Annotated in this window: 15 protein-coding genes and 1 tRNA gene; 14 read left to right on the forward strand and 2 right to left on the reverse strand. The window is 54.1% G+C overall.

Translation table 11 applies throughout. The annotated features are described in order from the left end of the window. The first annotated feature begins 120 nt into the window (after window positions 1-120). Entirely contained in the window at window positions 121-438 is a 318-nt protein-coding gene (locus KVQ82_RS11270) for an I78 family peptidase inhibitor (protein WP_222018876.1), read from the forward strand. A gap of 72 nt (window positions 439-510) precedes the next feature. Here the strand turns inward: KVQ82_RS11270 and KVQ82_RS11275 are convergent, their stop codons facing one another. After that, window positions 511-723, reverse strand: coding sequence for a cold-shock protein (locus KVQ82_RS11275; RefSeq protein WP_003179963.1), 213 nt, complete (start codon window positions 721-723; stop codon window positions 511-513). Between the two features lie 292 nt (window positions 724-1,015). After that, entirely contained in the window at window positions 1,016-1,315 is a 300-nt protein-coding gene (locus tag KVQ82_RS11280; RefSeq protein ID WP_041066136.1) for a hypothetical protein, read from the reverse strand. Between the two features lie 379 nt (window positions 1,316-1,694). Between KVQ82_RS11280 and thrS the strand changes: the two genes are divergently transcribed. The 13 genes from thrS (at window position 1,695) to KVQ82_RS11345 (ending at window position 14,168) form a co-directional block, all read left to right on the forward strand. After that, complete coding sequence (thrS, locus tag KVQ82_RS11285) at window positions 1,695-3,617, forward strand: threonine--tRNA ligase (RefSeq protein WP_007961251.1); 1,923 nt, start codon at window positions 1,695-1,697, stop codon at window positions 3,615-3,617. Further along, window positions 3,617-4,168, forward strand: coding sequence for a translation initiation factor IF-3 (gene infC, locus KVQ82_RS11290; protein WP_170929410.1), 552 nt, complete (start codon window positions 3,617-3,619; stop codon window positions 4,166-4,168). Before thrS ends, infC begins: the two co-directional genes overlap by 1 nt. A gap of 60 nt (window positions 4,169-4,228) precedes the next feature. Further along, the gene (gene rpmI, locus KVQ82_RS11295; protein ID WP_002553160.1) at window positions 4,229-4,423 is read left to right on the forward strand and encodes a 50S ribosomal protein L35; all 195 of its coding nucleotides are present in this window, start codon (window positions 4,229-4,231) and stop codon (window positions 4,421-4,423) included. 28 nt (window positions 4,424-4,451) lie between these two features. Next, the gene (gene rplT, locus KVQ82_RS11300) at window positions 4,452-4,808 is read left to right on the forward strand and encodes a 50S ribosomal protein L20 (protein WP_002553161.1); all 357 of its coding nucleotides are present in this window, start codon (window positions 4,452-4,454) and stop codon (window positions 4,806-4,808) included. Between the two features lie 109 nt (window positions 4,809-4,917). Beyond that, complete coding sequence (gene pheS, locus KVQ82_RS11305) at window positions 4,918-5,934, forward strand: phenylalanine--tRNA ligase subunit alpha (RefSeq protein ID WP_003226365.1); 1,017 nt, start codon at window positions 4,918-4,920, stop codon at window positions 5,932-5,934. A 26-nt stretch (window positions 5,935-5,960) separates the two neighbouring features. Beyond that, entirely contained in the window at window positions 5,961-8,339 is a 2,379-nt protein-coding gene (pheT, locus tag KVQ82_RS11310) for a phenylalanine--tRNA ligase subunit beta (protein WP_222018877.1), read from the forward strand. 3 nt (window positions 8,340-8,342) lie between these two features. After that, on the forward strand, window positions 8,343-8,645 hold the full coding sequence (ihfA, locus tag KVQ82_RS11315; RefSeq protein WP_002553164.1) for an integration host factor subunit alpha: 303 nt from the start codon (window positions 8,343-8,345) through the stop codon (window positions 8,643-8,645). After that, window positions 8,626-8,982 (forward strand): MerR family transcriptional regulator, encoded by a 357-nt coding sequence (locus KVQ82_RS11320; RefSeq protein WP_003179985.1) that lies wholly within the window; start codon window positions 8,626-8,628, stop codon window positions 8,980-8,982. Before ihfA ends, KVQ82_RS11320 begins: the two co-directional genes overlap by 20 nt. An 88-nt stretch (window positions 8,983-9,070) precedes the next feature. Beyond that, window positions 9,071-9,147: transfer RNA gene (locus KVQ82_RS11325), tRNA-Pro, on the forward strand. Between the two features lie 364 nt (window positions 9,148-9,511). Beyond that, window positions 9,512-9,772: a DUF1524 domain-containing protein gene (locus tag KVQ82_RS31870; protein ID WP_369426615.1), complete on the forward strand. Its 261-nt coding sequence runs from the start codon at window positions 9,512-9,514 to the stop codon at window positions 9,770-9,772. 194 nt (window positions 9,773-9,966) lie between these two features. Beyond that, window positions 9,967-12,210 carry a class I SAM-dependent DNA methyltransferase gene (locus KVQ82_RS11335; RefSeq protein WP_222018879.1) on the forward strand — a complete coding sequence of 748 codons (2,244 nt, stop codon included), beginning with the start codon at window positions 9,967-9,969 and terminating at the stop codon, window positions 12,208-12,210. Next, window positions 12,210-13,541 (forward strand): restriction endonuclease subunit S, encoded by a 1,332-nt coding sequence (locus tag KVQ82_RS11340; RefSeq protein WP_222018880.1) that lies wholly within the window; start codon window positions 12,210-12,212, stop codon window positions 13,539-13,541. Before KVQ82_RS11335 ends, KVQ82_RS11340 begins: the two co-directional genes overlap by 1 nt. A 24-nt stretch (window positions 13,542-13,565) precedes the next feature. Beyond that, entirely contained in the window at window positions 13,566-14,168 is a 603-nt protein-coding gene (locus tag KVQ82_RS11345; protein ID WP_222018881.1) for a hypothetical protein, read from the forward strand.

Raw genomic sequence — 14,168 nt, forward strand, 5'->3', positions numbered from 1 at the left:
TTCAGGCAGACTCAGCGTTTTTCCGGATCGTGGGGCAGGGTGGCAGCATTGGTTGTGAAACCAAACGCCAGATTGGCGGTCGCACGATCTCAGCTTAACCATTTGAAAGAAGGAGGCTTCATGCCTTTGAAGTTCGCGTCTCTGGGTGCACTTATGGCCGTTGCCATGTTGGCCGGTTGCAGCACGACCTCCAGCGAGTCGGCAAAGGATCCTGTGGCGACCGATGCCGGTCACAGCCGCTGTGAAGCAAAGGCAGCGGAATTTGCCATCGGTAAAAAGGCTTCGCCGGAACTGCTCGATCAGGCGCGTGCCAAGTCTGGCGCGCAAAACGCCCGTTTCCTCAAGCCAACCGACATGATCACGCTGGAATACCGCTCCGATCGCTTGAATCTGAACACCGACAACAACCTGGTGGTCACTCGCGTCAACTGCGGTTGATCGCAGAGCGCTTTTGTTGCAGGCATAAAAAACCCCGTCACATGGACGGGGTTTTTTTAGTGCGCCGGGAAATTACTCTGGGCGAACTTGTGCAGCTTGCATACCCTTTTGGCCTTTCTCAGCCACGAAAGAGACGGTCTGGCCTTCTTTCAGGCTTTTGAAACCGTCGGATTCGATAGCTTTGAAGTGTACGAACAGGTCGTCACCGCCACCTTGAGGAGTGATGAAGCCGAAGCCTTTTTCATCGTTGAACCATTTAACGGTGCCGGTTTGGCGATTAGACATGGTGTATCTCCAAGAAACATATATTTTCAGTAGTACTGTGCTGCTCAGGCCAACTGGGCACACCCGGGTATCATAGTCGAAATGTTCGCTTTGGTAGCCCCCCGGACGTGCTGTTTGCTTTCATATTGCATCGATTTCAACCTCTGAAATGTCTGCAAGCCCCGGTTTCAGTGGCTTGTGGCCGAAAGACGAGGGTGTAAAAAAAGCTATAAAACCTGCGTAAATTATCGATTTCGGGGTCTTTTTGGCGGTTTTTGGTCTGCCGGACGCCCGAAAAAACATTCGTCAGCGCTTATTTCTGCACTCGGCAAACCGAGATTTCTTTCAGTGCGCGCTGACCCAGTTCACCACTTGGCGGGGTGTTCTTGTCCATCAGTTGCGCGATCTCTTGTGTGGTGAATTTCTTTTCCAGCACATCGGCACCGCAGGCGCAGTGTTTATTGGCTTCGGCTGGATTGACGCTCTTGCTGGCTGCGGCGGTGCAATCGTTCATGTACTGGGCTTTGACACCGGCAGGCCAGGCCGCGTTGGCGCTCAGCGGCAGTAGCAGGGCCAGCGGGGCCGCGTAAGCAAAAAGTCGGATAAGGCGCATGTCGGAAACTCCTTGGGTTGATATCGGCGACGATTCTCAGCTTATTTGAGGCAAAGCGTATATCCCAAGTTCACTTTGCGCCGCAAAAATGCACAAATCTTCAGCACTGAAAATCCTTCGACTCGATGACCGCTCATCTGTGCTAGCATGCCGGGCTCAAGCGTTCTCAGGCTCCGGATGGCCTTCAGCCCCGAAGCGGTCAGCGTGCGAAACCCTGATTTGAATCCCAGTCACTCTGGTTCGGTTTTCCGGTTGGCCGCAAGGCTCCTGCCGCTGTAAGGCAGGCGTTCGTCATTGAATGGCCTGGATCGGATCTTGTACTGGCTCATCCCAACCCACGTGACCTTTGGTAGGGGTCACCACTAGGAGAGGAGGCGCCATGCCAACTATTACTCTTCCCGACGGCAGTCAACGTTCATTCGATCACCCGGTTTCCGTAGCCGAGGTCGCCGCATCCATTGGTGCCGGCCTGGCCAAGGCCACCGTGGCCGGCAAGGTCAACGGCAAGCTGGTCGACGCCTGCGACATCATTGACAGCGACGCGACGCTGCAAATCATCACGCCAAAGGATGAAGAGGGGCTGGAGATCATTCGCCACTCTTGCGCGCACCTGGTTGGCCATGCGGTCAAGCAGCTGTATCCGACTGCGAAAATGGTCATCGGCCCGGTTATCGACGAAGGCTTCTATTACGACATCGCCTTCGAGCGTCCTTTTACTCCGGACGACATGGCCGCCATCGAACAGCGCATGCATCAGCTGATCGACAAGGATTACGACGTCATCAAGAAAGTCACTCCGCGCGCCGAAGTGATCGAAGTGTTCAAGGCTCGCGGCGAAGACTACAAGCTGCGTCTGGTCGAAGACATGCCGAACGAGCAGGCCATGGGCCTGTACTACCACGAAGAATACGTCGACATGTGCCGCGGCCCGCACGTGCCGAACACTCGCTTCCTGAAATCTTTCAAGCTGACCAAGTTGTCCGGTGCCTACTGGCGCGGTGATGCCAAGAATGAGCAGCTGCAGCGCGTTTACGGTACTGCCTGGGCAGACAAAAAGCAGCTGGCGGCTTACATTCAGCGCATCGAAGAAGCGGAAAAGCGCGATCACCGCAAGATCGGCAAACGCCTGGGCCTGTTCCACACCCAGGAAGAAGCACCGGGCATGGTGTTCTGGCACCCGAACGGCTGGACCCTGTATCAAGTGCTCGAGCAGTACATGCGCAAAGTGCAGCGTGACAACGGCTATCTCGAGATCAAGACGCCGCAAGTCGTTGACCGCAGCCTGTGGGAGAAATCCGGGCACTGGGCCAACTACGCCGACAACATGTTCACCACCGAGTCGGAAAGCCGCGACTACGCCATCAAGCCGATGAACTGTCCGTGCCACGTGCAGGTGTTCAACCAGGGCCTGAAGAGCTACCGCGAGCTGCCGATGCGTCTGGCCGAGTTCGGTGCCTGCCACCGTAACGAGCCGTCGGGTGCGTTGCACGGCATCATGCGGGTGCGTGCGTTTACTCAGGATGACGCCCACATTTTCTGCACTGAAGAGCAGATGCAGGCCGAATCCGCAGCGTTCATCAAGTTGACCATGGACGTTTACCGCGACTTCGGCTTCACCGATGTCGAGATGAAACTGTCCACTCGTCCGGAAAAACGCGTAGGTTCCGACGAGCTGTGGGATCGCGCCGAAGCAGCACTGGCTGCAGCCCTTGATTCCGCGGGTCTGCCGTATGATCTGCAGCCGGGTGAAGGTGCGTTCTACGGTCCGAAAATCGAGTTCTCGCTGAAAGATTGCCTCGGTCGCGTCTGGCAGTGTGGTACCTTGCAGCTCGATTTCAACCTGCCTGTCCGTCTCGGCGCCGAATACGTCTCCGAAGACAACAGCCGCAAACACCCAGTGATGCTGCACCGGGCAATCCTCGGTTCGTTCGAGCGTTTCGTCGGGATTCTGATCGAGCATTACGAAGGTGCATTCCCTGCGTGGCTCGCGCCAACCCAGGCAGTGATCATGAATATCACTGATAAACAGGCAGATTTCGTCGCTCAGGTTGAAAAAACTCTCAACGAAAGCGGATTTCGTGCCAAGTCCGACTTGAGAAATGAAAAGATCGGCTTTAAAATCCGCGAGCATACTTTGCTCAAGGTTCCCTATCTTTTGGTTATCGGAGATAAGGAAGTCGAGATGCAGACTGTCGCTGTGCGTACTCGTGAAGGTGCTGACCTGGGCTCGATGCCCGTCGCCCAGTTCGCTGAGTTTCTCGCGCAAGCGGTTTCCCGGCGTGGTCGCCCAGATTCGGAGTAATTATTATTAAGCGTGAAATGAGACAAGATAAACGAGCTGCACCGAAAGCCCCGATCAACGAGAATATCTCGGCACGCGAGGTTCGGTTAATTGGCGCTGATGGCGAGCAGATTGGCATCGTCTCGATTGATGAAGCGCTTCGTATTGCTGAAGAAGCAAAGCTTGATCTGGTAGAAATCTCTGCTGACGCAGTCCCACCGGTTTGCCGGGTGATGGACTACGGCAAATCGATCTTCGAAAAGAAGAAGCAGATTGCAGCGGCGAAGAAAAACCAGAAGCAGATTCAGGTAAAAGAAATCAAGTTTCGTCCAGGGACGGAGGAAGGGGATTACCAGGTAAAACTGCGCAACCTGGTACGTTTCCTGAGTGACGGGGACAGGGCCAAGGTATCCTTGCGATTCCGCGGCCGTGAGATGGCCCACCAGGAGCTGGGGATGGAACTCCTCAAGCGGGTTGAAGCTGACCTGCTCGAGTACGGTTCGGTCGAACAGCATCCTAAGATGGAAGGACGCCAGCTGATCATGGTCATCGCCCCGAAAAAGAAGAAGTAATCAACAGGGCACGGCAGGCCTTCTGATTATGTTTATCAACTGAATGCGGAGTATCCGAACATGCCAAAAATGAAAACCAAAAGTGGTGCTGCTAAGCGGTTTCTGAAAACTGCTAACGGTATCAAGCACAAGCACGCTTTCAAGAGCCACATCCTGACCAAAATGTCGACCAAGCGTAAGCGTCAACTGCGCGGTAGCAGCTTGCTGCATCCGTCTGACGTGGCAAAAGTCGAGCGCATGCTGCGCCTTCGTTAATTTTAGTCAAGAATAGAGGAAGTAACTCATGGCTCGTGTAAAGCGTGGCGTCATTGCCCGTAAGCGTCACAAAAAAATTCTGAAACTTGCTAAAGGCTACTACGGCGCACGCTCCCGCGTATTCCGTGTTGCCAAGCAAGCGGTAATCAAGGCAGGCCAATACGCCTACCGTGACCGTCGTCAGAAAAAACGTCAGTTCCGCGCTCTGTGGATCGCTCGTATCAACGCTGGTGCTCGTGTTAACGGTCTGTCCTACAGCCGTTTCATTGCTGGCCTGAAAAAAGCGTCCATCGAGATCGACCGTAAGGTTCTGGCTGATCTGGCAGTGAACGAAAAAGCGGCGTTTGCTGCGATTGTCGAGAAAGCTAAAGCCACCTTGGCTTAAGTACCCCCGACAGTCACCCGGCCCCACCTCTGTGGGGTCAGGTGTTAAACGTCATAAATAGGGGAAGAGCCTTCAAGCTCTTCCCCTATTTTGTATCTGGAGTCTGTACATGGAAAACCTGGATGCGCTGGTCTCTCAAGCACTAGAGGCTGTGCAAAGCGCTGAAGATATCAATGCCCTGGAGCAAATCCGGGTTCAATACCTTGGCAAAAAAGGTGAATTGACTCAGGTGATGAAGACCCTGGGGAATTTGCCGGCAGAAGAGCGTCCGCAAGTCGGCGCCCTGATCAACGTTGCCAAGGAACGTGTCACAGGCGTTCTCAATGCGCGCATGGCTCTGTTTGAAGAAGCCGAACTGGCTGCCAAACTGTCTGCCGAATCCATTGATGTGACGTTGCCGGGCCGTGGCCAGACCTCCGGTGGTCTGCATCCGGTGACCCGGACTCTGGAACGAGTCGAGCAGTTCTTCACCCGCATCGGCTACGGCATCGCCGAAGGCCCTGAGGTCGAAGACGACTATCACAACTTCGAAGCGCTCAACATCCCAGGCCACCACCCGGCCCGGTCGATGCATGACACCTTCTATTTCAACGCGAACATGTTGCTGCGCACCCATACCTCGCCGGTACAGGTCCGCACCATGGAGTCCAAGCAACCGCCGATCCGCATCGTCTGCCCAGGCCGTGTGTATCGCAGCGACTCCGATATCACCCACTCGCCGATGTTCCACCAGGTCGAAGGCCTGCTGGTCGATCGCGATATCAATTTCGCCGATCTCAAAGGCACCATCGAAGAATTCCTGCGGGTGTTCTTCGAGAAAGAGCTGGCCGTACGTTTCCGTCCTTCTTACTTCCCGTTCACCGAGCCATCCGCTGAAGTCGATATGGAATGCGTGATGTGCAGCGGTAAAGGCTGCCGCGTCTGCAAGCAGACCGGCTGGCTGGAAGTCATGGGCTGCGGCATGGTCCACCCGAACGTGCTGCGCATGTCCGGCATCGATCCGGAAGAGTTCTCCGGTTTTGCTTTCGGTATGGGCGTCGAGCGTCTGGCCATGCTCCGTTACGGCGTGAACGACTTGCGTCTGTTCTTCGACAACGACTTGCGGTTCCTCGCGCAATTTCGCTAGTCGTAACGAATTCTTAGGAGAGCAGGATGAAATTCAGTGAACAATGGCTGCGTGGCTGGGTTAGCCCGCAGGTAAGTCGCGACGAGCTGGTTGCTCGTCTGTCGATGGCGGGTCTGGAGGTCGATAGCGTGACCCCGGCCGCCGGTGTATTCAGCGGCGTGGTCGTGGGCGAGGTGCTGAGCACCGAGCAACACCCTGACGCCGACAAGCTGCGTGTGTGCCAGGTCAGCAATGGTGCGGAAACCTTCCAGGTCGTGTGCGGTGCGCCAAACGTGCGTCCGGGCCTGAAGATTCCGTTCGCCATGATCGGTGCCGAACTGCCGGGCGACTTCAAGATCAAGAAGGCCAAACTGCGCGGCGTCGAGTCCAACGGCATGTTGTGCTCGCAAGCCGAGCTGCAGATTGGTGAAGGCAACGACGGTCTGATGGAGCTGCCGGCCGATGCGCCGGTGGGCGAAGATTTCCGTGTGTATCTGGATCTGGAAGACGCCAGCATCGAGGTCGACCTGACCCCGAACCGTGGCGACTGCCTGTCGCTGGCCGGCCTGGCCCGTGAAGTGGGTGCGCTGTACGCCGCTCCGGTTACCCGTCCGGTGGTCATGGCGATTCCGGCTGTGCACGACGAAGTGCGTCCGGTAGACGTGCTGGCGCCTGCCGCTTGCCCGCGTTACCTGGGGCGTGTCATCCGTAACGTTGACCTGTCCAAGCCGACCCCGCTGTGGATGGTTGAACGACTGCGCCGCGCCGAAGTGCGCAGTATCGACGCTGCCGTCGACATCACCAATTACGTGATGCTCGAGCTGGGTCAGCCGCTGCACGCGTTCGATCTCGCCGAAATCAACGGTGGCATCCGCGTGCGTATGGCGGAAGAGGACGAGAAGCTGGTGCTGCTCGACGGTCAGGAAGTCAGCCTGCGTAGCGATACGCTGGTGATTGCCGACCATACTCGCGCTCTGGCGATTGCCGGCGTAATGGGGGGCGAACACAGCGGTGTGTCCGCGACTACGCGCGACGTTTTCCTGGAAAGTGCGTTCTTCGACCAGATCGCTGTGGCAGGCAAAGCTCGTTCCTACGGCCTGCACACCGATGCTTCGCACCGTTACGAGCGTGGCGTGGACTGGCAACTGGCCCGTGAAGCCATGGAGCGCGCCACCGGCCTGCTGCTGGAAATCACCGGTGGTGAAGCCGGCCCGATCATCGAGACCGTCAGCGAGCAGCACCTGCCGTCGATCGCGCCGATCACCCTGCGTGCACAGCGCATCACCCAGATGCTGGGGATGGAAATGGATTCGGCGCAGGTCGAGCGTCTGCTCAGCGCCCTGGGCCTGAAGATTTCCGCTGATGGAGCAGGGCAGTGGCGCGTAGAAGTGCCAAGCCATCGCTTCGACATCAGCCTTGAAGTCGATCTGATCGAGGAGCTGGCGCGTCTGTACGGTTACAACCGTCTGCCGGTTCGTTACCCGCAAGCGCGTCTGGCGCCACAAGCCAAAGCTGAAGCGCGCAGCGAACTGCCTGAACTGCGTCGTCTGCTGGTTGCCCGTGGTTATCAGGAGGCGATCACTTACAGCTTCATCGATCCCAAGCAGTTCGAACTGTTCAACCCGGGCGTTGAGCCGCTGATGCTGGCCAACCCGATTTCCAATGACATGGCTGCCATGCGCTCGTCGCTGTGGCCGGGCCTGGTCAAGGTGTTGCAGCACAACCTGAACCGTCAGCAGGATCGTGTGCGTCTGTTCGAAAGCGGTCTGCGCTTCATCGGTCAGCTGGAAGGTCTGAAACAAGAGCCGATGCTTTCGGGTGTTGTTTGCGGCAGCCGTCTGCCGGAAGGTTGGGCACAGGGTCGTGACACCGTCGATTTCTTCGATGTGAAAGCTGACGTCGAAGCGGTGCTGGGTTATGCCGGTGCGTTGGGCGCCTTCACTTTCACTCCGGGCAAACATCCGGCGCTGCACCCGGGTCAAACCGCGCGCATTGAACGTGATGGGCGTGAAGTCGGCTTCATCGGTGCGATTCACCCTGAACTGTCCAAAGCCTTGGGCCTGGATCGTCCGGTATTCGTCTTCGAGCTGGTTTTGGCTGAAGTCGCTTCCGGAAAAATGCCGCAATTCCACGAGTTGTCGCGTTTTCCTGAAGTGCGTCGTGACCTTGCACTGATCGCGCACAAAGACGTCGCGGCCTCGGCTGTACTTGACGTAATCCGTGAAAATGCAGGCGAATGGCTCACGGATCTCAGGCTGTTTGACGTGTATCAGGGTAAAGGCATTGATCCTGATAGAAAAAGCCTTGCAGTTGGCTTGACCTGGCAGCATCCATCGCGCACTCTTAATGACGATGAGGTGAATTCGACGACGCAAAATATCCTCACCTCGCTCGAACAAAGGTTGAACGCCACGTTAAGGAAGTGACGTATGGGGGCTTTGACGAAAGCTGAGATGGCGGAACGTCTGTATGAAGAGCTGGGCCTGAACAAGCGGGAAGCCAAGGAATTGGTCGAACTGTTTTTCGAGGAAATCAGGCACGCTCTTGAAGACAACGAGCAGGTCAAATTGTCCGGTTTCGGCAATTTCGACCTTCGGGACAAACGCCAGCGGCCTGGCCGCAACCCGAAAACGGGGGAAGAAATCCCGATCACGGCTCGCCGTGTGGTCACCTTTCGTCCAGGGCAGAAGTTGAAGGCCCGAGTTGAGGCTTATGCTGGAACCAAGTCATAACGACGAACTACCCGTCATCCCGGGCAAACGCTACTTCACCATTGGTGAAGTCAGCGAGCTGTGTGCGGTAAAACCACACGTGCTGCGCTACTGGGAGCAGGAGTTTCCTCAGCTCAACCCCGTCAAACGCCGCGGAAATCGCCGGTATTATCAGCGCCAGGACGTGCTGATGATCCGGCAGATCCGCGCGCTCCTTTACGATCAGGGTTTCACCATCGGCGGCGCGCGCCTGCGTTTGTCCGGCGATGAAGCCAAAGACGACACCACTCAATACAAGCAAATGATCCGCCAGATGATCGCTGAGCTTGAAGATGTACTGGTGGTGCTCAAGAAATAAAAAGCTGCGTTTGAATACTTCCAGTTTTCAAAAGCTTGCGCTATATTCTTGAGCGCTCTTCGAGATGAAGAGCAGGTTTCAAACCAGTCGGGGCGTAGCGCAGTCCGGTAGCGCACTAGCATGGGGTGCTAGGGGTCGAGTGTTCGAATCACTCCGTCCCGACCATATTTTTCTAGAAAATCCAAGCACTTACAGGTGCTTGGATTTTTTATGCCTGATGCTTTTTGAGTGAAAATTTGAAATGGGTTATTCTGGTTGCCAATTGGTTGCCAATTGAGATTAGCTTGCTACAAACCCACCTGTGTAATTATGGACAATAACTACACGGACGTGCCTGGATTTGGCCTTGATACTAATTTGGCCTGGCTGTCCGCTAAGGAGTAGCGGAGTGAAAAGGACCCTTGAAGCATTTTATGGTGATCTGGCAGGGTTAAAGTCCCTCGCGCTAACCAGAAATCATAAGTGCGAGTTCGTCGCCCCGTTCGATGGCGACATTTATCGGCGATTGCTCACGATCCGGATGGTGCGGATGTCGCACCTTGGCGCTCTGGCAAGTGATTGCAGTAAGAAGCACTCGTTTGGCTTCCTGTACCTAGAGCATGTCTTTCCGCAAACAAGGTCTGTCGTGTCTGGTTGGGTGAATTTGTTTCCTGACGAGGATAAGCGCGAGTCATCGGCGCATCGCCTGGGTAACCTGGTTCCGTTGCAGGTTTGCAGGACCCCGTCACTACCAATTTCAGCTTTGCCACCAAGAAAAACGTCTCCTTCAAGGGGCAGGGCAAGGTCATAACATCGCCATTTATTCTGACACAAGAGGTCCGGGGCGACGATTTGTGGACTCCGAGCCTTTCCGTTGACCGACAAGACAGGTTTGTTGGCGCTCTGAGCAAGCTCGGGAACTGACCATATCGGGCGCGGCAGCGGCGTGATCTTTAATATCAGGCACGCCCCGCAAGAACAACTAACAGTATTCAGGAATCCTCCATGCAAAACGCACAGCACCAAAACCTCGTCGCTTTCATCTGGAGTATCGCTAACAAGCTACGCGGTCCATACCGTCCACCACAGTACCGCCGCGTGATGCTGCCGCTGATTGTCCTGCGCCGCTTCGATCTGGTATTGGCCGAAAATAAGCAAAAAGTATTAGACGAAAAGAAACGCCTTGAAGATAAGGGTATTGCTGGTCCGGCGCTGGAAAAAGCCTTGTCGCGCATCGCTGCTACTGGTCGCAAACAAGAGCTGTTCAACACCAGCGGCTTTACGTTTGAAAAATTGCTGGGTGATGCCCCCAATATTGCAGGGAATCTAATCGCCTACATCCAAGGCTTCTCGCCAAGAGCTCGCGATATCTTCGACAAGTTTGAGTTCGAAGCGGAAATTGCCAAGCTCGACGAGGCCAATCGGCTATTTTTGATCATCAAAGAATTTTGCTCTGCAGAAATCAATCTGTCGCCCAAGGCAATCGGCAATTTGCAGATGGGGTACCTGTTTGAAGAGTTGGTACGGAAGTTCAACGAGCAGGCGAACGAAGAGGCCGGCGATCACTTTACCCCACGCGAAGTGATTCGATTGATGGTGCAGTTGGTGTTCACCGGGGAAGCCGACTATGGAATTTATGATAAGGGTATCTACCGCAGTGTTTACGATCCAACGGCAGGCACCGGCGGTATGCTCTCAGAAGCCGAAAAATTTATTCTCGGTGATGGTGAGCAACAGGGGCAAAATCCTGATGCGAACATTGAACTTTTTGGACAGGAATACAACCCAGAGTCCTACGCCATTTGCTGTTCGGACTTGTTGATCAAGGACGAGCCGATCAATAACCTAATCTACGGCGACACGCTGGGTATCAAGGACACTAAGAATAAGGCTAATGGCTTCGTGCCACAAGACGGTCATCCAGGGAGGAAATTCCACTACATGCTGGCTAATCCCCCGTTCGGTGTGGAATGGAAGCCAGAAGAAGAATACGTGCGTGAGGAGTACAACACGCATGGTTTTTTCGGTCGTTTCGGTGCGGGTTTACCACGCATCAACGATGGCTCGTTGCTGTTTTTGCAGCACATGATTTCCAAGATGCACGCGAAGCCCCAGCTGGTTGATGGAAAAAATGTAGGTGGCGACGGCTCAAAAATTGCCATCGTGTTCAATGGGTCGCCCCTATTCACGGGTGATGCAGGCAGTGGAGAGAGCAATATCCGACGCTGGATTATTGAGAACGATCTGTTGGATGCAGTGATCGCTCTGCCAGACCAAATGTTCTACAACACTGGCATCTATACCTACGTCTGGATCGTCACCAATAAAAAGCCCGTTCATCGCCAAGGCAAGGTGCAGTTGATTGATGGCACCCGGCATTTCAAAAAGATGGACAAGAGCCTGGGCAATAAGCGCAATGAGCTCTCTGATGATCACATCAAGGAGCTGGTTCGCCTCTATGCCGAGCATGACCACAATGCGGAGAGCGAGGTGCTGGTGTCAGGCACGCCCGAGCGTCGTCTCTGCAGCAAGCTGTTTGCCAACCGCGAATTTGGTTTCCTCAAGATCACAGTGGAGCGCCCCTTGCGCCTCAACTTCCAGGTGAGTGCCGAGCGTATCGGTAAGCTGGAGGAGCAAAGCGCCTTCGTCAATCTGGCCAGAAGCAAGAAGCGCAAGGACGAGATCGCCTTTCGCGCCGAAGTCGCTGCGGGGCAGGAAGCCCAACACGCGATCAAATCGGCCCTGCAGGGCATGGATGTTGAAACGCTATATCTCAACCGTCCTGCATTCGAGTCAGAGCTTGGATCTGTATTGAAAAAGGCAGGTATTAATGTTGGTGCTCCGGTCAGGAAAGCCATCATGGCAGCGCTGTCAGAGCGGGATCCTAAGGCAGATATTTGCCTGGATGCAAAAGGCAATCGTGAACCTGATGCTGAGCTTAGGGACACCGAAATCGTTGCATTGCCGTATGATATCGCCTTGCCACTGCCGCTCGGTTATGACAACGAAACCGATCACGACAAGCTCCTAGCATTGGTACAAGACCACTGCGAGGACTACCTCAAGGCCGAAGTTCTGCCGCACGTTGCCGATGCGTGGATCGACCACAATAAAACCAAGGTTGGCTATGAAATTCCGCTCTCCCGGCATTTCTATGTGTACCAGCCGCCGCGCGCGTTGGAGGAAATTGCTGGCGAGATCAGTCAGCTTGAAAAAGACATCATGGCGATGTTGAGCGAGGTGGTGTGATGGGATATGCCCAATATACTGATTTGGATTGCTCGGGCGTCGCATGGTTGCAGCATATACCCTGTCATTGGGGAGTGAAGCGACTAAAGTTTTCGGCCGAACTCATTAATAACAAAGTGAGCGTCGAAGAGTCACCATTGCCTTATCTCGGTCTCGAACACATCGAGTCGTGGACTGGGCGGAAGATTGAAGGTGAAATTGTTAATAGCGAAGGAGTCGCGTCTTCGTTTTTGGCAGGTGACGTACTGTTCGGGAAGTTGAGGCCGTATCTGGCAAAGGTTCACTTGGCGCAACGAGATGGATTGATTTCCAGCGAAGCATTGGTCATAAGGAGCAAGGCTGAACTGCACGCCGAGTTTCTTAAGTACTACATGCTTTCCCGTGATTTTATCAACATCGTTAATTCGTCAACATTCGGCAGCAAAATGCCGCGGGCCAGTTGGGATTTCATTGGGAATCTCCCAGTTCTGTTACCTGAGGTTGAAGAGCAGCAAGCGATTGCCAGTTTCCTCGATTTCAAGACCGCCCAAATCGATGCGCTAATTGCCAAGAAGCAAGCCTTGCTCGAGAAGCTGGCCGAAAAACGTATCGCGTTAATCAGCCATGCCGTCACTAAGGGGCTTAATAGTTCTGTACCAATGAAGGACTCGGGTGCGGCGTGGTTGGGGCTAATTCCCGAAAGCTGGAAGATCTTGCCATTCCGACGTTTGATTATTGGTGGCACACAAAATGGAATATACAAAGCCAAGGAATTTTTTAGTGAAGATGGCACGGCATTCATTCAGATGGGTGAGGCATTTTCTGAACCCATCATAAAGAGAACTGCTAAAGACCGTGTTTTGTTGAGTCAGGCCGAGCTATCTCAATGGGGGCTGGAGCAGGGTGACTTGATATTCGCCAGACGTTCTTTGGTCTTTGAGGGGTCAGGGAAATGTGCAGTGGTTGGAGAACTGGAAGAGCCGCATGCCTACGAATCCTCGATGATAAGAGTTCGACTTAATAAAAAAGAAATTATGCCGATGTTTGCTTTTCATTATTTTGGTGGAGCATTCGGGCGCGCGCAAATATTAGCTACAACCAAGCAGGTAACTATTAGTGGTATTGATAGTCAGCAGTTAAAAGATGTTTTGGTATGTGTTCCCCCTGCTAGCGAGCAAGATGAAATTCTCGACTATATTCAACAGTCTGAGTGTGTATATATCAGGGCGCATAACAAGGTCACAGCTGTTGTTGAGCGTCTCCAAGAGTACCGTAGCTCACTAATTACCAACGCCGTAACTGGAAAGATCGATGTGCGTAGTTTCATCGTTCCACAGTTTGCAAAGGTATGATTTGATGGTGGGAGGTCATGTCAAATGGCATTGAATGCACAGGGATACTTTAATTGCCTAAAGTCTTATTTGAATACCGGCCATTACGGCGAGCCCCAAGCTAGCGCCACTGAGGTTGTATTGAAAGAGAGAGTGTTCGGCCAAAGTGGCAGTAAGCCCATTGAATATAAGGTGAGTTTGCTGACCGCGGGGGAGACCTTGGTAATCAAGCTGGATACCAAGAAGAATGGTTCCTCGCTACCATTGTTTCACTTTCTGGATGATACCGCCAAGCCATGGTCGAAGCGCTGCGACTTTGTAGTGTTCAATTTGCGCAAAAACAAGTTGTACGTGTATTGCTTGGAATTCAAGTCTGAGAGCATCCCGCACGATGTTCCGGATCAGTTGCAGGCCAGTGTGGATTGGCTCAAAGCATTGCATGCTACGATCAAAGCTTACACGACTAAGCGCAGCGCTATCCATGCTACTAAGTATGTGCTGAGCAACCATCCGGACCCCAGTCCCTATCTGGATGCAGCCGGCAAATACCTTCAGCGCGATCACACAATTCGCCACTATCGCTACGCCGATTTAAATGGCATGTCCTTAGCAGACTTAGAAAATAGCAACATAGAAACTATTCGATAA

This window comes from Pseudomonas sp. AO-1, from assembly GCF_019775695.1.
GTDB lineage: Bacteria > Pseudomonadota > Gammaproteobacteria > Pseudomonadales > Pseudomonadaceae > Aquipseudomonas > Aquipseudomonas parakoreensis.